The sequence below is a fragment of the Pseudoalteromonas mucoides genome, assembly GCF_049257175.1.
In the GTDB taxonomy this organism is placed as follows: domain Bacteria; phylum Pseudomonadota; class Gammaproteobacteria; order Enterobacterales; family Alteromonadaceae; genus Pseudoalteromonas.
The window spans coordinates 148,634-164,036 of sequence record NZ_JBMMUC010000010.1 but is presented as its reverse complement, the minus strand read 5'-3'; the positions used below and the strand labels follow the sequence as shown (position 1 = coordinate 164,036).

Below are 15,403 nucleotides of genomic sequence, written 5' to 3'. Positions count from 1 at the left end.
ACCCTATAGTCACTATAGGATTTATAGTTAGAGCATACAAGTTAATCGGAGATGAAAATGAGCGATTGTGGGTGTGAAGTTGAGCTAAAAGATAACCAGCAAAAAACGGTGCTTTATTGGCTTCTGGCTATCAATGCCTCGATGTTTGTTTTTGAAATTGGCTTTGGTTGGTTATCAGAATCAACGGCTTTAATTGCAGATTCGTTAGACATGCTAGCGGATGCAATCGTCTATGCAATTGCACTATACGCGGTGGGAAAGTCAATCCAACATAAGGCTAATGCTGCTTTAGTGAGTGGCTATTTCCAACTGGGGTTAGGCGTGCTAATTCTAATGGATATTGCTAGAAGGCTGTATGGTGAAAGTGAGCCTCACTCTTGGTTTATGATTGGCGTAGGCATGGTTGCTTTAGTTGCAAATGTGATTTGTCTCATCCTTATTCGAAAGCACAACAACGATGAAGTACATATGAGAGCTAGCTGGATATTTTCAGCGAATGATGTAATTGCAAATCTTGGTGTCGTTATCGCAGGCATACTCGTTATGGTGCTGAAACAGCGTTGGCCTGATATCGTCATTGGTAGCATCATTTCAATGTTAATTCTTCGAGGCGCTTACCGAATACTAAGCGATGCTAAACAAGAATTAGCTGTTGCTGAGAAAACACGTTAAACACCAAATGAAGATAAACAATCAACCTTTGGTTGTTCAAAGTAAGGAAACATCAATGAATAGCAAATATCTAGAAAAAACCAAGATAGTAAATTTTGAACACTCTACAATTCAATCATTAATTTCTGAGCGTAATTGGCAAGAACTCGATGACTTCAACAAAATTGGTGCAGCCTACCAATTTGTTAAAGATGAAATATTATTTGGTTACAATGAGAGTGATGATATTTCAGCAAGCAGTGTTTTAGCCGATGGTTACGGACAATGCAATACCAAGGGTAACTTGCTGATGGCTTTGTTACGAGGATTAGGTATTCAATGTCGTTTTCACGGCTTTACTATTGAGCAGCGATTACAAAAAGGAGCTATTCCAACTTATGTATTTTGGTTAGCACCTAAATATATCATTCATAGTTGGATTGAAGTTTATTTCAAGGATCGTTGGATAAACTTAGAAGGCTTTATATTAGATGAACAATATTTAAGTTCACTACAGCACAAATTTAGTCAAATAAAAAACGAATTTTGTGGTTATGGTGTTGCAACAAAGTGTTTCTCTTCGCCAGATACAGATTGGCGTGGTCAAGATACCTATATACAAAAAGAAGGTATTCATGATGATTTTGGTGTTTATAATTCCCCTGATGAGTTTTATCTCGAAAAAGGAACTAACTTATCAGGAATCAAACGTTGGATGTATCAACGAGTGATCCGTCACTTTATCAATTTTAACGTAGTCAATGTAAGAAATTTAAAAGTTCTTGAGGTGGAAAATGCACAATCATAGCCATAGCCATTCGCATGGAAAAGACGACCGTATAGGTTGGACATTTTTCCTTAATGTTTCATTTACTATTATCGAATTTATTGGTGGTTGGCTAACCAACAGTACCGCTATTATGGCTGATGCTGTACATGACCTGGGTGACAGTTTATCTATAGGATTCGCTTGGATACTGAGTCGTTTCTCGGATAAAGAAGCATCCGATAGATTTAGCTATGGCTATCGTCGTCTTACCCTGTTTGGCGCATTAATTAACAGTATTGTATTAGTTATTGGTTCTGTCTGGGTGCTATTTGAAGCAATACCAAGATTATCTAATCCTGAAATGCCAATGGCTGAAGGAATGTTGGGTCTTGCATTACTTGGGGTTGCTGTTAATGGGTATGCAGTATTTAAACTAAAAGCGGGTAAAACGCTGAACGAAAAAGTACTTACGTGGCATTTGCTTGAAGACGTACTTGGCTGGGTTGCAGTCCTAATTGTTTCTATCGTGCTGCTTTTTGTAGATCTACCAATATTAGATCCTTTGCTTTCTATAGGCTTTACACTGTTTATATTGTTTAACGTTTTGAAAAACCTGAAAACAACATTGGCACTATTTCTTCAAGCTACACCTGATGAAGAAGTGCAGAATAATATTGAAAAAGCGATAAAGGCTATACCTGAAATTAATGGGATTCATCATATGCACTTTTGGTCATTAGACGGGGAAAGTCACGTATTAACTGCTCACCTAGAGTTAGCCCATAACTTTGAGGTTGATAAATTAATTAGGCTAAAACAACAAGTGGCTAAGGAACTTTCTTCTTATAATTTATCTCATACAACCATTGAGTTTGAGTTTCCTCAAGAAACTTGCCGTGACGAGCATGAAAAACATGCGCATGGCTAGTTTAGAAAACCTTTTTTTGATATTATAATTTTTCATATTTAAGTAGGTGTTTATTTTGAAATTCAATGTTGCGTTAAAAATACTATTAGTCGTTTCGATTGTTTTGCAATCGTTAACTGCTGTTGTATCCGCAACACCTGAGAATCACCAAATAGATATAGAGCACCTTCAAATTCAACATGATCATGCAGATGATCGAAATGTCTCAAATGATAATGTAGGTGATGAGCAGCATAATGAAAAAGATTGTCATCACTGCGGACATTGCAGTGGCAGCCACTTATCTTGGATTTTAGTCAGTAATTCAAATACCACGGGCAAACTAAACATTATCAATAAAACGCCTTATCAAATTGATCAAACAAGTACCTTTCTTGAAGCGATACTTCGTCCGCCTATTTCTTAATTAGATTAATTTTTAATGACCTATTTATCCTTTAATAATGGATAAAGGTTTCGTGTTTATTAATTTTAAAATTAAGAATTTTTATGTATATATATTTAAAAAATGCAGGTTTAGTCCTGTCTTTATGTATGGCTGTGAGTTTTTCAGTTGCCACTTATGCCAAACAGAAAAGTATTTCATGGCTAGATAGTCAAATAAATAAAGATCCCGAAGTTGTTGCGGCTAAAGAGTTACTTAATGCAAGTAATCATAGAGCCAAGAGCTTAACTAAAGCCGTATATAACCCAGAGCTTGAAGCAAGCTATGAAAAAGAGGGTGATTTTGATAATTATTCTATTGGCATCAGTCAAACGATTGATTTTTGGGATAAGCAATCAGCAAATAAAAGCATTGGTGAAATTGGTGTTTATGCAAACCAGCAACAATTGTTATCTCTACTCGATTCTAAAAAGGCTAACGCTTTAACTGCAATAGTTAATTGGCAAGCAGCAAAAAAGGTGGCTCAGTTACTTTCAGTAAGAGAAAATCAATTACAAACGCTCGTTGGAATTATTGAAGATAAGCGAAAAGCAGGACTTTTAGAGCCACTTGACGCTGAACTGGTTTATTTAAACTTGTCCCAAGTTTTCAGTGAAATATCTGAGTCGCAAATTGCTTTGAAAAATGCAGAGGTAAATGTTCAGGAGTTATTGCCTGATTGGACGCCTAATACTACCAATTTGTTTTCATTTACTTTTGGAGCAACAAACTATTCATTTAACTCTCAGTGGGTTGAGGAACATCCAAAAGTTAAACTCGCTAGAGCGCAATGGAAGATAAAACAATCTAAAGCTCAACTAACCACTATGGAATCTAAAGCCAATCCAACCATTGGAGTTAACGCAGGGAAAAGTGGAGATGAAGACTTGATTGGCGTGACTTTCTCAATGCCTTTAAATATCAGAAATAACTATTCAGATACTGTTAAAGCCGCTTATTCAGAAGCAATTGCAGCAGAGGCTAACTTTCGGTCGGTTTATCGAAAGCAGTCATTTGAAGCAAAAGCTAATTATGAATCGCTTATTGTCAGTAAAAAATATTATGAGCAATGGCAAAAACTGACAAAAGGCAGATTAGATAGCAGCGAAAACTTATTAAATAAGCGCTGGGAAGCTGGTGACATTAATACTTCTGACTACTTACTTGCATTAAATCAACGTGCGGAAGGGCTTCATGCAGGAATACGTTTGGAAAATCAATTCAAGCTTGCAGAAATATCCTTCATTTTAAGTATGGGTCAGTTATCCAAATTTGAGATTTGAGCGCTTTGTTTTTTCAGTAGCGAAAAACGAAATCTTAAATTTATTAAAAATATAGGTTACAAAAATGAATACAGTAATTAGTAAAAAATTTTTAGCCGTAGTAATTAGCTGCCTGTTAGTTGGGTTTACTACAAATCATGATGCTTTTGCACAGTCGTCAGATGGAACTGGTTCTGTCACAAACGTTTCGAAACAAGAAGAAAAAGAACATCAAGATGAGCATGAACACGAAAAGGGACATGAAGAAGATAAAGGTGACCATGACGAGCACGGCCATGAAGGTGGTAATAAAGAGGGAGAAGAAGGACATGAAGAAGGTATCACTATTGATCCAAAGAAGATGTCGCTTGCTAACATTAAAGTGGAAAGTGTTAAGCCTGAATATCAATTTAGCTCCGTATATGCACCTGGCGAAATAAAAGCTAATGGCTATAAAAGTTATGTGGTATCACCACGTACAGAGTCAGTCATTATCAGTCGCCATGCAGCGCTTGGCGAGTATGTAGAAATAGGTCAGAAGTTAGTTACATTATTTAGTGAAGCAATGGCACAAGCACAAGCTGACTATTTAATCGCTTCAACCGAATGGCAACGTGTAAAAAAGCTGGGTAATAAGACGGTGAGTGAAAGTCGATTATTACAAGCTGAAACAACATACAATGCGAGCTATGGCAAGCTCATTGCTTTAGGGTTAACTGAAAAAGCAATAAATGGTATTTCTAACAAAGACATTAAAGCATTTGGACAATATGCATTAACGGCGCACCGTGAAGGTGTCGTGCTTCAAGACGACTTTATCCAAGGGCAACGTGTTGATGCTGGGGATTCAGTCATGTTGTTAGCTGATGAAAAACAACTATGGGTTGAAGCAAAAGTTTCTCCAAATAAAAAGCTAAATTTATCAATTGATTCTCCTGCGGTACTTAAATTAGAAGGCCAGAGTTACAATGCCAAAGTTATCCAAGAAGCCCATACAATTGATCCCGTAACTCGTACAAGAATTATTAGATTGGGGGTACAGAATGCTGATGATAACCTTCATTCAGGTATGTTTGTAAAAGTTTACTTTCAGTTTGCCACAAAGCAGAAAGTGATGGCTGTGCCAGAAGAAGCATTGATCCGCAGCGCAGATGGTGATTGGACCGTATTTGTCGAAGACCACCCTGGAGAATTTAAAGCTGTAGAAGTAGAACTAGGCCGAGCCTTAGGTGATTTTAGGGAAATCATTGGCCTTGATAGTGGGACGCGAATTGTAACCAAAGGCGCATTTTTTGTTGCTTCTGAAATCGCTAAAGGCGGATTTGATCCGCATAACCACTAAGGAGCAAGACTATGTTTAATAAAATAATAGATTGGTCTGTTAATAATAGACTCCTGATTTTGATTGCGCTGTTTGCCACAATTGTCGGCGCAATTATGGTTATACCAAAACTAAATTTAGATGCCTTTCCTGATGTTACTAATGTTCAAGTTGCTGTAAATACTGAAGCGCCAGGACTAGCTGCTGAAGAAGTTGAACAACTCATTACGTACCCCATTGAAGCGGTCATGTATGCCTTACCTGATGTAGAACAAGTGCGCTCAATTTCTAAAACAGGCTTGTCTGGCGTCACGGTTGTTTTCAAAGAAGGCACCGACATTTACTTTGCAAGACAACTTGTATTTGAGCGTCTTCAAGCCGCAAAAGAACTGATACCAGAAGGTGTCGGCACACCCGAAATGGGGCCAAACACCTCAGGGCTAGGCCAAGTATTTCAGTACCTTCTTATTTCAGATAAAGATGCAGGCTATGATGCTATGGCACTCAGGAGTCTCAATGATTGGGTAGTAAAATTACTCGTTATGCCTGTCGATGGTGTTACTGATGTACTCTCCTTTGGAGGTATTGTTAGGCAGTACCAAGTAAATGTAGATCCATCTAAGCTTCTTTCTTATAACCTAACGCAAGAAGACGTTGTTGGTGCCCTAGATAACAACAATGCCAATGTTGGCGGATGGTATATGAACCGTGGGCAAGAGCAGCTTGTTATTAGAGGTGCAGGTTGGTTTGAAAGTGGTGACGCTGGTATTAGTAATATCAAACAAGTTCCCGTCAAAACAGTTGATGGGACAGTTGTGACGGTTTCGGATATTGCTAAAGTTGAAATGGGCAGTGAAATTCGTCAAGGTGCTGTCACAATGACGCGCAAAACCGAAGACGGTAAAGTCGAAAATTTAGGTGAAGTTGTCTCTGGCATTGTCTTAAAACGCATGGGGTCTAATACTAAAGCCACCATTGATGGTATCAATGCAAGAATCCCATTGATTAATCAAGCATTGCCTAAAGGTGTTCGCTTTGAACCATTTTATGATCAGGCTGATTTGATTGAAAAAGCCGTTGATACAGTAGTTGATGCACTATTACTAGCATTTATTTTCATCTGTATTGTATTAGCACTATTTTTAATGAATATACGTGCAACCTTCCTTGTCCTAATATCTATTCCAATTTCAATTGGTATCGCGTTAATGATCATGGCTTGGTGGGGCATTTCTGCAAACCTTATGTCATTGGGTGGCATTGCCGTAGCCATTGGTATGCTAGTTGATGGTTCAGTCGTGATGGTTGAAAACATGTTTAAGCATTTAAATAGACCAGACTCTACCCATTTAAAAACTGTAAAAGAAAGAGTGCCTAGTGCTGATACTGATCCACATGATGTAGAACAAGATGAGCATGGTATTAAGTTACGTCTTCAAAATGCGGGTAAAGAAGTGGCTCGTCCCGTATTTTTTGCAGCTTCTATTATTTTAGTCGTATTTACGCCTTTATTTAGCTTTGAAGGTGTTGAGGCAAAGTTATTTCAACCTATGGCAATAAGCATCATTTTAGCTGTTATATCTGCTATTGTGGTTGCGTTGTTTGTTGTACCCGCTTTAGCTACTTATTTATTTAAGTCAGGTGTAAAAGAGAGGGAAAGCTTTGTTCTTAGGCCATTAGACAAACTCTACAGAAAAGGGCTTACATTCGCACTAAAACGCACCAAATTAGTCATTTCAGCCGCACTTATATTAGTTTTCTCTGCCTTTGCATTAGTTCCATTAATTGGTACTGAATTTGTACCTGAGTTAGAAGAAGGGACGATAAACTTAAGAGCAACGCTTGCACCTTCTTCCAGTTTAGATACCGCGCTCACTGTGGCACCAATTCTAGAAGAAAAACTAATGGCTTTCCCTGAAGTAACCTATGCATTAAGCCGAATTGGTCGAGCAGAAATAGGTGGAGACCCAGAGCCTGTGAATAACATCGAAATTTACATAGGGTTGAAGCCTGTTTCTGAGTGGACCAGTGCATCTAATCGATATGAACTTCAAGGAAAAATGGAGAGATCTTTAGAAGAATTCCCTGGGTTGCTACTCAACTTTTCTCAACCTATTGCGACTCGTGTCGATGAGCTACTATCTGGTGTTAAGGCTCAGTTGGCGATAAAGTTGTTTGGGCCTGAACTTGAGGTACTGGCGGCTAAAGGTCAAGAAATAGAAACAGCAATTAAAAACATTGAAGGTGCAAGGGATGTTGCATTGGAGCAAATTGCTGGTGAAGCGCAATTGGTGATAAGTCCTAACAGGCAAGAACTATCGCGCTTTGGATTGTCTGTGAGTGACATAATGGAGGTTGTGCGTGATGGTATTGGTGGTGTTGAAGCCGGACAAATAATCAATGGTAATGAACGTTATGATATTTACGTTCGCATAGAGGAAGAGTACCGAAGTAACAAAGAAGCTATTGCTGATATTCGGCTTCAATCACCTACTGGTGCTTGGGTGCGACTGGGTGACGTAGCCTCAGTCTCATTTGAGTCAGGCCCACCACAAGTTAGACGCGATGATGTACAACGAAGAGTCGTTATCCAAGCAAATGTACAAAATCGAGATATGGGAAGCGTGGTTGCCGATATCAGAACGGTAATTGCTGAAAAGGTTGACTTACCTTCAGGTTATTCTGTTTCGATTGGCGGCCAGTTCGAAAGTCAAAAACGTGCTCAAAATAGGTTAGCTATAGTTGTACCTTTATCGTTAGCACTAATCGCACTACTACTTTACTTTGCCTTTGGTTCTGTTGGTCAAGCTATGCTGATATTGGTCAACGTGCCGCTTGCTGTAATTGGCGGAGTTTTCTCCTTATATTTATCTGGACAATACTTGTCTGTACCAAGCTCCGTTGGCTTTATTACCTTATTTGGTGTAGCGGTATTGAATGGGGTCGTTATGGTAGAAAGTATCAACCAACGTATTAAAGACGGTCTAGAAGCATCTAAAGCCGTTTTTGAAGGCGCTACTTCAAGATTAAGACCTGTACTTATGACTGCTATAACATCAGCTTTAGGTTTGATACCGATGTTAATGTCTAATGGTGTTGGTGCAGAAATACAGCGCCCCTTAGCGAGTGTTATTGTTGGCGGCTTGGTAACTGCAACACTGTTAACATTATTTGTTTTACCTGTTTTATATCGCTGGTTTTCAGAGAAAAAAATAAAAGAGCTATCCAGATAAAATGACTGTGAACTCTAACCCCACGCTAAAGTCACGTTTAGCGTGGGGTTATTGAGTAGATGAACGAAAAGAAAGATTAGATTTAACAATAAACTAATAGTCATGACTGCTTTGTCGGAATATTTGTCGTTAAACAGGCCAAAGCTAACTTCCGCTTTCGTATCTTTGCAGTCTTAATCTTTATGTGTCTCAAGGTCGGCTTATGGCACAGAGCCGTCCTTCGGCTCTAACTCATTTTTGTCCAAAAACGCGCTAGAGTGGTCGTCTGCTTCTCGCTCAAATAAGACCCCTATAGTGGCTCATAAAGCTATCTAAGTTAACGCTTTCAAAAAACAGAAGTATATTTCTGAGAACTAGCTACGAAGCCCTAGAAACGGAAGTTTGCTTCCGTTTTGCACTTTAAGGTTCTAAGCAGGTGTCAAGTCAAAGCTGGGAAGTCCACTTGGCTAATTAGGGTGTCTATTGGGCTTAGATTAAATTTTCCAAACTCGGGTTCTGATGTTTTTAAGGCTTTTGTCAGAACCTCAATAAAGTACTTATTATTGGGGTGTGCCTTAGTGAGGATGCGTCGATGTAATGAATGGTATCGCCATAAACGGTTGCAGTGAAGGTCAGAAAGAATAGAAATATTGAAGAAATATAATTTTTCATTTTTCACCTATGGTAGCTTCATGTAATTCAAGATAAACCAAAGATAGTAGTCTGTAAATAACACATTAAAGAGGTACAGCTTAAATAAGTCAGCACAAACGCTACAATCGGGTTTTAATGTGTTGGATTCCATGTTACCAGGTGGCGGTTTTAGCTGTTGCTTAGGCTCTAAATAACAAGTTTTGAACATTGGCTATTTTATTAAATGCCACTATGATCTGAAATTACGAAAATTTAAGGACTAATATAGTATTAAAGTTGTTTACAATTGACACTATTAAAACGCTTACAGTCACTTGTATAGTGTTATGTAAGCGTTTGCGCTTGATTTCAACGTTACTTTATCAATATATCGTCATTAAGCCATGAATACCCAATATCACAAAAACACTGGCCGCAATAGCTCTTATTGTTTTTAGTGGAATTCTTTGTAACAAAGCTTTACCAACGTATATAATAGGGACATTAGCAATTAACATTCCTAACGTTGTCCCTATGGTAACCCATAGTACTGATTGATATTGCGCACCAAGCAATACGGTTGCGATTTGTGTTTTGTCACCAATTTCAGCAATAAAAAATAAGATTAAAGCTACTACAAACGCGCCATAGCAGTCATATTTGTGGCTCACTTCTTCATCCTTATCTGGAATAAGTAGCCAAAGACCCACTACAATAAAGCTTGAATTCACTATCCAAGGTAAGTATTCCACGACAAAGTTCCCACTTAGCCAATCACCAAACCAAGCAGATAAACCATGATTAATAATTGTTGCAGCGAGAATACCTAGAATAAGCGCTATTTTATTATGAAAGCGGGCTGCTAAGAGTAAAGATAAAAGTTGGGTTTTATCGCCTATTTCAGCAAGAGCGACAGTAACGGTAGAGGTTAAGAAAATATCCATAAATTTTAGTCTTTTGGCGGGAAATATTAAACCGAGGCAAACAACTATCTCCCGCCATGAGGATAGTGTCTACCTAGGTCTTGCCGATAATGCTTGCTACAACATTACAAACTTACCATGCACATAAGGTGCAATTATGTTGATAAGTTTACTCACTAATGAGCAGGCTACTCCCCTAAGAGGGTGGCTATTTTCCCACAAAGTAAAATACCAGTAAATATTTAATTATAAGTTTTACCGATGAGCATCTATAAAGTTGGACAAGTTAACGCTGCCACTACACAAGCATATTAAGTCAAAACCGTTAATTTTCATCAGGGCATCTCATTTTCGACCATATGTTTAAAGCAAAAAGTATACGTTTTAATAACTAGGCTAATTACCGCTTCAAATCACTTACGGTAATAGATGTTTGTAAGCGATTTCTCGTTGTTTAAGAAATTTACCTAATAAAAAACATAATTATTTTTAGAGTGTAATTAAGTTAATAAATCTCAATTTAAGTGCCATATTTTATTATAAATCAATAAGTTCTCAACGCGCCGTGAATTCTCGATTTAAGTGGCACTGATCACAAATAAAAATAATTCTCAGTTTTATGCAATAATCAATTGCGAACCGTTTACGTTTAGATTAATATACAAGCTCAAATCTAATTGAGAGTGTTTTTCATTTATGTATATCTGTTTATGTCACGGTGTGACAGATAAAAAAATTGAACAAACAATTGACGAAGGTGCAACTACGATGCGTGAGCTGAGTAAAGAGCTGAAAGTCGGAAGTCAGTGTGGCAAGTGCTGCTGCTGTACTAAAAAGATCCTCAATCGTAAACTTATTGAAATTGCGGATATTACAGATCAAGTTGCTTAAAGTTGTTGTTTGAGCTTGCTTTGAAAAATTACGCATAAAAAAAGCAGCCTAGGCTGCTTTTTTAGTAATAACGAAAAGTTACATTTGTGATTGAAGGTAGTTTTCAATACCTGTGCTCTTAATTAGCAACTGCTGTGTTTCAAGCCAATCAATTTGTTCTTCTTGCTCGTTTAAAATATTATCTAGCGCTTCGCGGCTAATATAATCTTTTTTACTTTCGGCAAGTTTAATTGCATCTTTTAGATCATCAAGCGTGTCTAGCTCAAAACTCATATTTGCATCGATCATTTCTTCGCTATTTTCGCCAATGCGTAAACGGCCAAGATCTTGCAAATTTGGTAAGCCTTCTAAAAATAAAATACGCTCAATCAAACGGTCAGCATTTTTCATTTTTTGAATCGATACTTTGTAATCGGCTTTATCTAGTACACTAAAACCAAAGTCTTTAAACATACGTGCATGTAAAAAGTACTGGTTGATACCGACTAGTTCGTTCGCTAAAACTTTATTAAGTGCTGCTATTACGTCTTTATCGCCTTTCATGCTTTAGCTCCTATTCACCCATTTGTGATTGATGATAGTTTTGGCTACCAATTTTATCAATTAAGCCAAGTTGTTGCTCTAACCAATAAACATGATCTTCTTCTGTATCAAACAACAGCTTCTCTAGAATTTCACGTGATTGATAGTCTTTTTCTTGTTCACATACTGCAATAACTTCTTTAACACACTCAACAACCTCTAGCTCAAGCGTTAAATCGTTTTGCATCATGCTTTTTACGTCGTGACCAATAATTAGGTCGCGGCGTTTAGTCATGTTTGGTACACCTTCGAGGAATAAAATACGTTTGATCAGCCAATCCGCGTGATCTTTTTCTTCTTCCATTTCATGATTTAAGCGCACATAAAGTTTATCTAAACCCCAGTCATCATACATGCGAGAGTGGATGAAGTACTGATCAATGGCAGCAAGTTCATTGGCTAACAACTTGTTAAAGCTGTCGATAACTTTTTGATTACCTTTCATAACGGTGGCCTTTTATAAAACTCAATGTGGCTAGTGTAGTATAAAAATCAACAATTGCAAGTTTTTCCTTTATAAATCAGACGGTTACTATTGATTGTGATTCTCGTTTAAGTTTGCATTGTTGGTTGCTTTATGAACAGATTGTTATTTATATTCAAGGTACAAGATTCAAGGTTCAATTTTACTCGTTCATTACTCTGTGTAATGAACGAGTTAGAAAAGCAGAGTATTAAAACTGGTATTTAACACCGACAGTAGCGGTTGTACCTAGGCCTTTAATGTTGTAACCGCCATATGTATACGATTGCGCGCGGGCAGGGAAGTAGTCTTCATTAAATAAATTTTCAATTCCCATAAATCCTTGCCAGTTGGCAGCAAATTGATATTGGCCACTTAAGTTAAATACGTTGTAGCTTTCGACTGGCCCTTGATCGCCAACATATTTACCATCATCGTTTGCCTCAAAACGTTTTCTATCACCGACATAGAGATAGCTTAATGTTACTGACAAGTCATCATTTGGCTGCCAATTTATGTTTGCAGTGGCTTTTGGCGGGCTGATTTGTCTTGAACCCAAATAAGTATCGGCTTGTGTATCTTTGCCTTCAACATAACTGTACGTAGCGAGTAATTTCACGCTTGGCGTAATGGTGTAGTTTAAAGCTGTTTCATAGCCCCAAATCTCTTGCGGTGCACGAACTGGCTCATACACACCGGTTACTTCGTTAAATGAGTTTGTAGTGCCAAACTCTGATGTACTTCGATAAGCGGCGACTTCGATGCGCAAGTTTTCAAATTGTGAATTAAAGCCAACTTCGTAGTTATCGATTATCGACGCTTGGGTTTGAATAAGGCCAATATCATTTACCGTTGCAGCACGTAGTAAGCGTCCTACATCTGAGATATCAGAACCTTGCGAATAACTAAAGAATGGGCTGAATTTTTCGTTTAGGTTATATTTAATGCCCACGTTATAGGTTGTGGCGTCATATTCAATGGTGTCGCCTTTTACATTAATAGGCACAGAGCATTGTGTTGCTGTTATGCATAACTTTAGAGTGCGGTAATCATCAACAGTTAAATCGATAGATTCCTGACGAACACCTGCTTTTACAATTAAATCATCTGCAATAACCCATTTGGTTTGTAAAAAGCCTGCAATGCTCTTCATATCCATTTCTGGCACCCAAACTCGCCCATCAACCAGCGGTTGTGATGTCACATCATTTAACGCATCAATGCCATAAATGAATGAAGCTTCAATTGAGTCAAAGTCTACTTGAGTATTAAATGTTGCACGGGCGCCTTTTTTATCAGAGCTAATTATAGATTGGCCGCCATCGTAATTTTCATCGGGGTTAGCAAGATTAGGTGAGAAGAAAAATACATTTTCAATATCTTGCATGTACAAGTCTAAGGTCATTTGGGTGTTTTCAAATAACGCATAGTCGGTGTATTTTAAGGTTATATTTTCGTTTCCTTCTGGGCCTTGAGGTTTTCCTTGCTTTTGCAGTTCCGGTGGGACGTGAATTGCGTAGGTTTTTTCACCTAAACTGATATCACCCGGGACATCACCTAAGTCAGTTTTTTGCTGTGAACTAAAATAGTTATAACTAAACTGTAGTTGTTTTTCGTCATCAAAGTCATAGCCAAGCTTGGTGAAGTAATTTTGCGTGACCGCATCTGATAAGCCATATTGCAAACCAAGAATGTCGCCATCAGCATCACGTTGTACACCATTTTCTTCATAGCTTGCTGTTACTAAATAGCTAAATTTGTCAGCACGACCATTTATCGCAGCTGAGAGTCTTGCACCTGCGCTTTCTTCTAATTTTACTGCACTAAAACGGCTTGATAAGCTAATTTCACCTTGGGTTTTTCCATCACTTGTTGCCTGCTTGGTGATGTAGTTAATGATACCGCCTGACGCACCGTTACCGTAAATAGAGGTTGCACCTTTAATGACTTCTATTCTGCTAATTGCACTAGGGTCGAGCGTTTTTACTCCTAAGGAGCCGTTTCTCAGCGGGGTAGATTGCGGCACGCCATCAATCATTACAAGCGGGGCACGACCACGTAAAGATTGCCCTGTATTACTTGAGCTACCTGTGTCAGGAGCGAGGCCCGGTACCATTTGCGCTAACAAGCTTTGCAGTTCAGGGTTTACTTTTAAGTGCTCTTCAATTTGTTTTTGATTGATTATAGTGATTGATGCTGGCACTTCATCAATGCTTTCAAAAATTCGGCTACCAGATACAACAACTCGCTCCATTTGCTCTTCTGTGAGTTGATTTTTGTTAATTGTTTCATCAGCAAATGTTGAGGCGCTTACACTAAGTGCTAAAAAGGTAAGAGAAGTTTTGAACATAAGAAGTCCTTAAATTTAATGGGAGATGTATCTGATGGGCGGTATGGTAAATGTAAAGAACTGTAAAGGCAAGGTTAATGATAATTGTTTTTATTAGGTTAGTCGTTGAGTGTATTAATGGCTGTTTGTTGTAATGGATTACTGCCTACTTGTAATGCTCGATAACGAAGCTGAAACATTTACTGCATTGTGTAGTTTTTACAGTTGTAGGCAGATAAAACCGGCGCGAATAAGCGTTGCTATAATTTTTTACTCGTTCGTTTAAATTGTTTGTTTTATAACTTATAAATCAAGAGGTTATTTTTATTGCTGTTTGTCAGATCGGACGTTTGTTTTCGGGATAAATACTAAGTGATAGTCGGTATTTTTTTTGCACGTATTTTATTGCAACAGTTAGTTTTTGCAGATTGGGTTTTAGCTTACAACGCAAATTAAGTTTAATATTCACTTGGAGGTGAAAATCATGGCTACGTCGCTAAATAATGAAGAATTCGCAACAAAAGTCGCAGGCATATTCGATAGTAAAGATCGCGCAGACAATGCTTTTTCAAGCTTAAGTGAAGACAAAGAGTTTGAACAAAGTAATATCGAAATTATTTCAGCACACGATCAACGCTTTGATGAAAAAATAGAGCCTGAAGATAAAAACATAGGGAAGACCTTACTCAAAACTCACCTTTTGTTTGGTGTTCTAGGGCTTGGTGTTGGGCTAATAATAAGCAGTGTATTTTTATTCATTGATGTTGAATTTATGCAAAGTTTTGTACTAGAAACTTACGCAGGTGTAAGCACTGTATGTATTTTTATTGCGTTGCTGGTAGCAGGGTTTGTGTCAATTCGTCCAGATCATGACCCTTTGATTAATGAAGTAAGAAACGCAACCCGATCAGGCAAGTGGGTGCTTGTTGTTCATACCGATTCACACAAAAAAGGTAATAAAGCTAAGGAGTTAATCAAGCCATTTGCAACCAATGTAACGGCAACATTTTAGTCA

At 38.0% G+C, this 15,403-nt stretch carries 13 protein-coding genes and 1 riboswitch; of the genes, 9 read left to right on the top strand and 4 right to left on the bottom strand.

The features are described 5' to 3' along the window. The first annotated feature begins 57 nt into the window (after positions 1–57). From AAEU30_RS12755 to AAEU30_RS12725, 7 genes are all read left to right on the top strand, one after another. Positions 58–672, top strand: a complete 615-nt coding sequence (locus AAEU30_RS12755; RefSeq protein ID WP_004588888.1) for a cation efflux transmembrane domain-containing protein — start codon at positions 58–60, stop codon at positions 670–672. A 55-nt stretch (positions 673–727) separates the two neighbouring features. Further along, positions 728–1,459, top strand: coding sequence for a transglutaminase-like domain-containing protein (locus AAEU30_RS12750; protein WP_004588887.1), 732 nt, complete (start codon positions 728–730; stop codon positions 1,457–1,459). Continuing rightward, positions 1,446–2,348: a cation diffusion facilitator family transporter gene (locus AAEU30_RS12745; RefSeq protein ID WP_004588886.1), complete on the top strand. Its 903-nt coding sequence runs from the start codon at positions 1,446–1,448 to the stop codon at positions 2,346–2,348. The genes AAEU30_RS12750 and AAEU30_RS12745 overlap by 14 nt, the downstream gene beginning before the upstream one ends. 55 nt (positions 2,349–2,403) lie before the next feature. After that, positions 2,404–2,754 (top strand): hypothetical protein, encoded by a 351-nt coding sequence (locus AAEU30_RS12740; protein ID WP_004588885.1) that lies wholly within the window; start codon positions 2,404–2,406, stop codon positions 2,752–2,754. An 83-nt stretch (positions 2,755–2,837) separates the two neighbouring features. Continuing rightward, positions 2,838–4,055 (top strand): TolC family protein, encoded by a 1,218-nt coding sequence (locus AAEU30_RS12735; RefSeq protein ID WP_008468875.1) that lies wholly within the window; start codon positions 2,838–2,840, stop codon positions 4,053–4,055. A 64-nt stretch (positions 4,056–4,119) separates the two neighbouring features. Next, positions 4,120–5,376: an efflux RND transporter periplasmic adaptor subunit gene (locus AAEU30_RS12730; RefSeq protein WP_002962258.1), complete on the top strand. Its 1,257-nt coding sequence runs from the start codon at positions 4,120–4,122 to the stop codon at positions 5,374–5,376. An 11-nt stretch (positions 5,377–5,387) separates the two neighbouring features. Beyond that, entirely contained in the window at positions 5,388–8,588 is a 3,201-nt protein-coding gene (locus AAEU30_RS12725; RefSeq protein WP_004588883.1) for an efflux RND transporter permease subunit, read from the top strand. Between the two features lie 995 nt (positions 8,589–9,583). Here AAEU30_RS12725 and AAEU30_RS12720 read toward each other — a convergent pair. Beyond that, complete coding sequence (locus tag AAEU30_RS12720; RefSeq protein WP_004588795.1) at positions 9,584–10,144, bottom strand: TMEM165/GDT1 family protein; 561 nt, start codon at positions 10,142–10,144, stop codon at positions 9,584–9,586. Positions 10,145–10,229: 85 nt separating this feature from the next. Further along, positions 10,230–10,332, bottom strand: a riboswitch (yybP-ykoY riboswitch). Positions 10,333–10,819: 487 nt separating this feature from the next. Here AAEU30_RS12720 and AAEU30_RS12715 point away from each other — a divergent pair. Beyond that, complete coding sequence (locus AAEU30_RS12715; protein ID WP_087531593.1) at positions 10,820–11,014, top strand: (2Fe-2S)-binding protein; 195 nt, start codon at positions 10,820–10,822, stop codon at positions 11,012–11,014. Between the two features lie 78 nt (positions 11,015–11,092). On the opposite strand, the gene bfr (AAEU30_RS12710) is transcribed toward AAEU30_RS12715, so the two are convergent. The 3 genes from bfr (AAEU30_RS12710) to AAEU30_RS12700 form a co-directional block, all read right to left on the bottom strand. Then, complete coding sequence (gene bfr, locus AAEU30_RS12710; RefSeq protein ID WP_421960823.1) at positions 11,093–11,557, bottom strand: bacterioferritin; 465 nt, start codon at positions 11,555–11,557, stop codon at positions 11,093–11,095. 10 nt (positions 11,558–11,567) lie between these two features. After that, the gene (gene bfr, locus AAEU30_RS12705) at positions 11,568–12,041 is read right to left on the bottom strand and encodes a bacterioferritin (RefSeq protein WP_087531591.1); all 474 of its coding nucleotides are present in this window, start codon (positions 12,039–12,041) and stop codon (positions 11,568–11,570) included. 229 nt (positions 12,042–12,270) lie between these two features. Next, a complete protein-coding gene (locus AAEU30_RS12700; protein ID WP_421960822.1) occupies positions 12,271–14,409 on the bottom strand; it encodes a TonB-dependent receptor in 2,139 nt (712 codons plus the stop codon). Between the two features lie 463 nt (positions 14,410–14,872). On the opposite strand from AAEU30_RS12700, the gene AAEU30_RS12695 reads away from it, so the two are divergent. Further along, complete coding sequence (locus AAEU30_RS12695) at positions 14,873–15,400, top strand: hypothetical protein (protein WP_421960821.1); 528 nt, start codon at positions 14,873–14,875, stop codon at positions 15,398–15,400. Positions 15,401–15,403 lie beyond the last annotated feature (3 nt).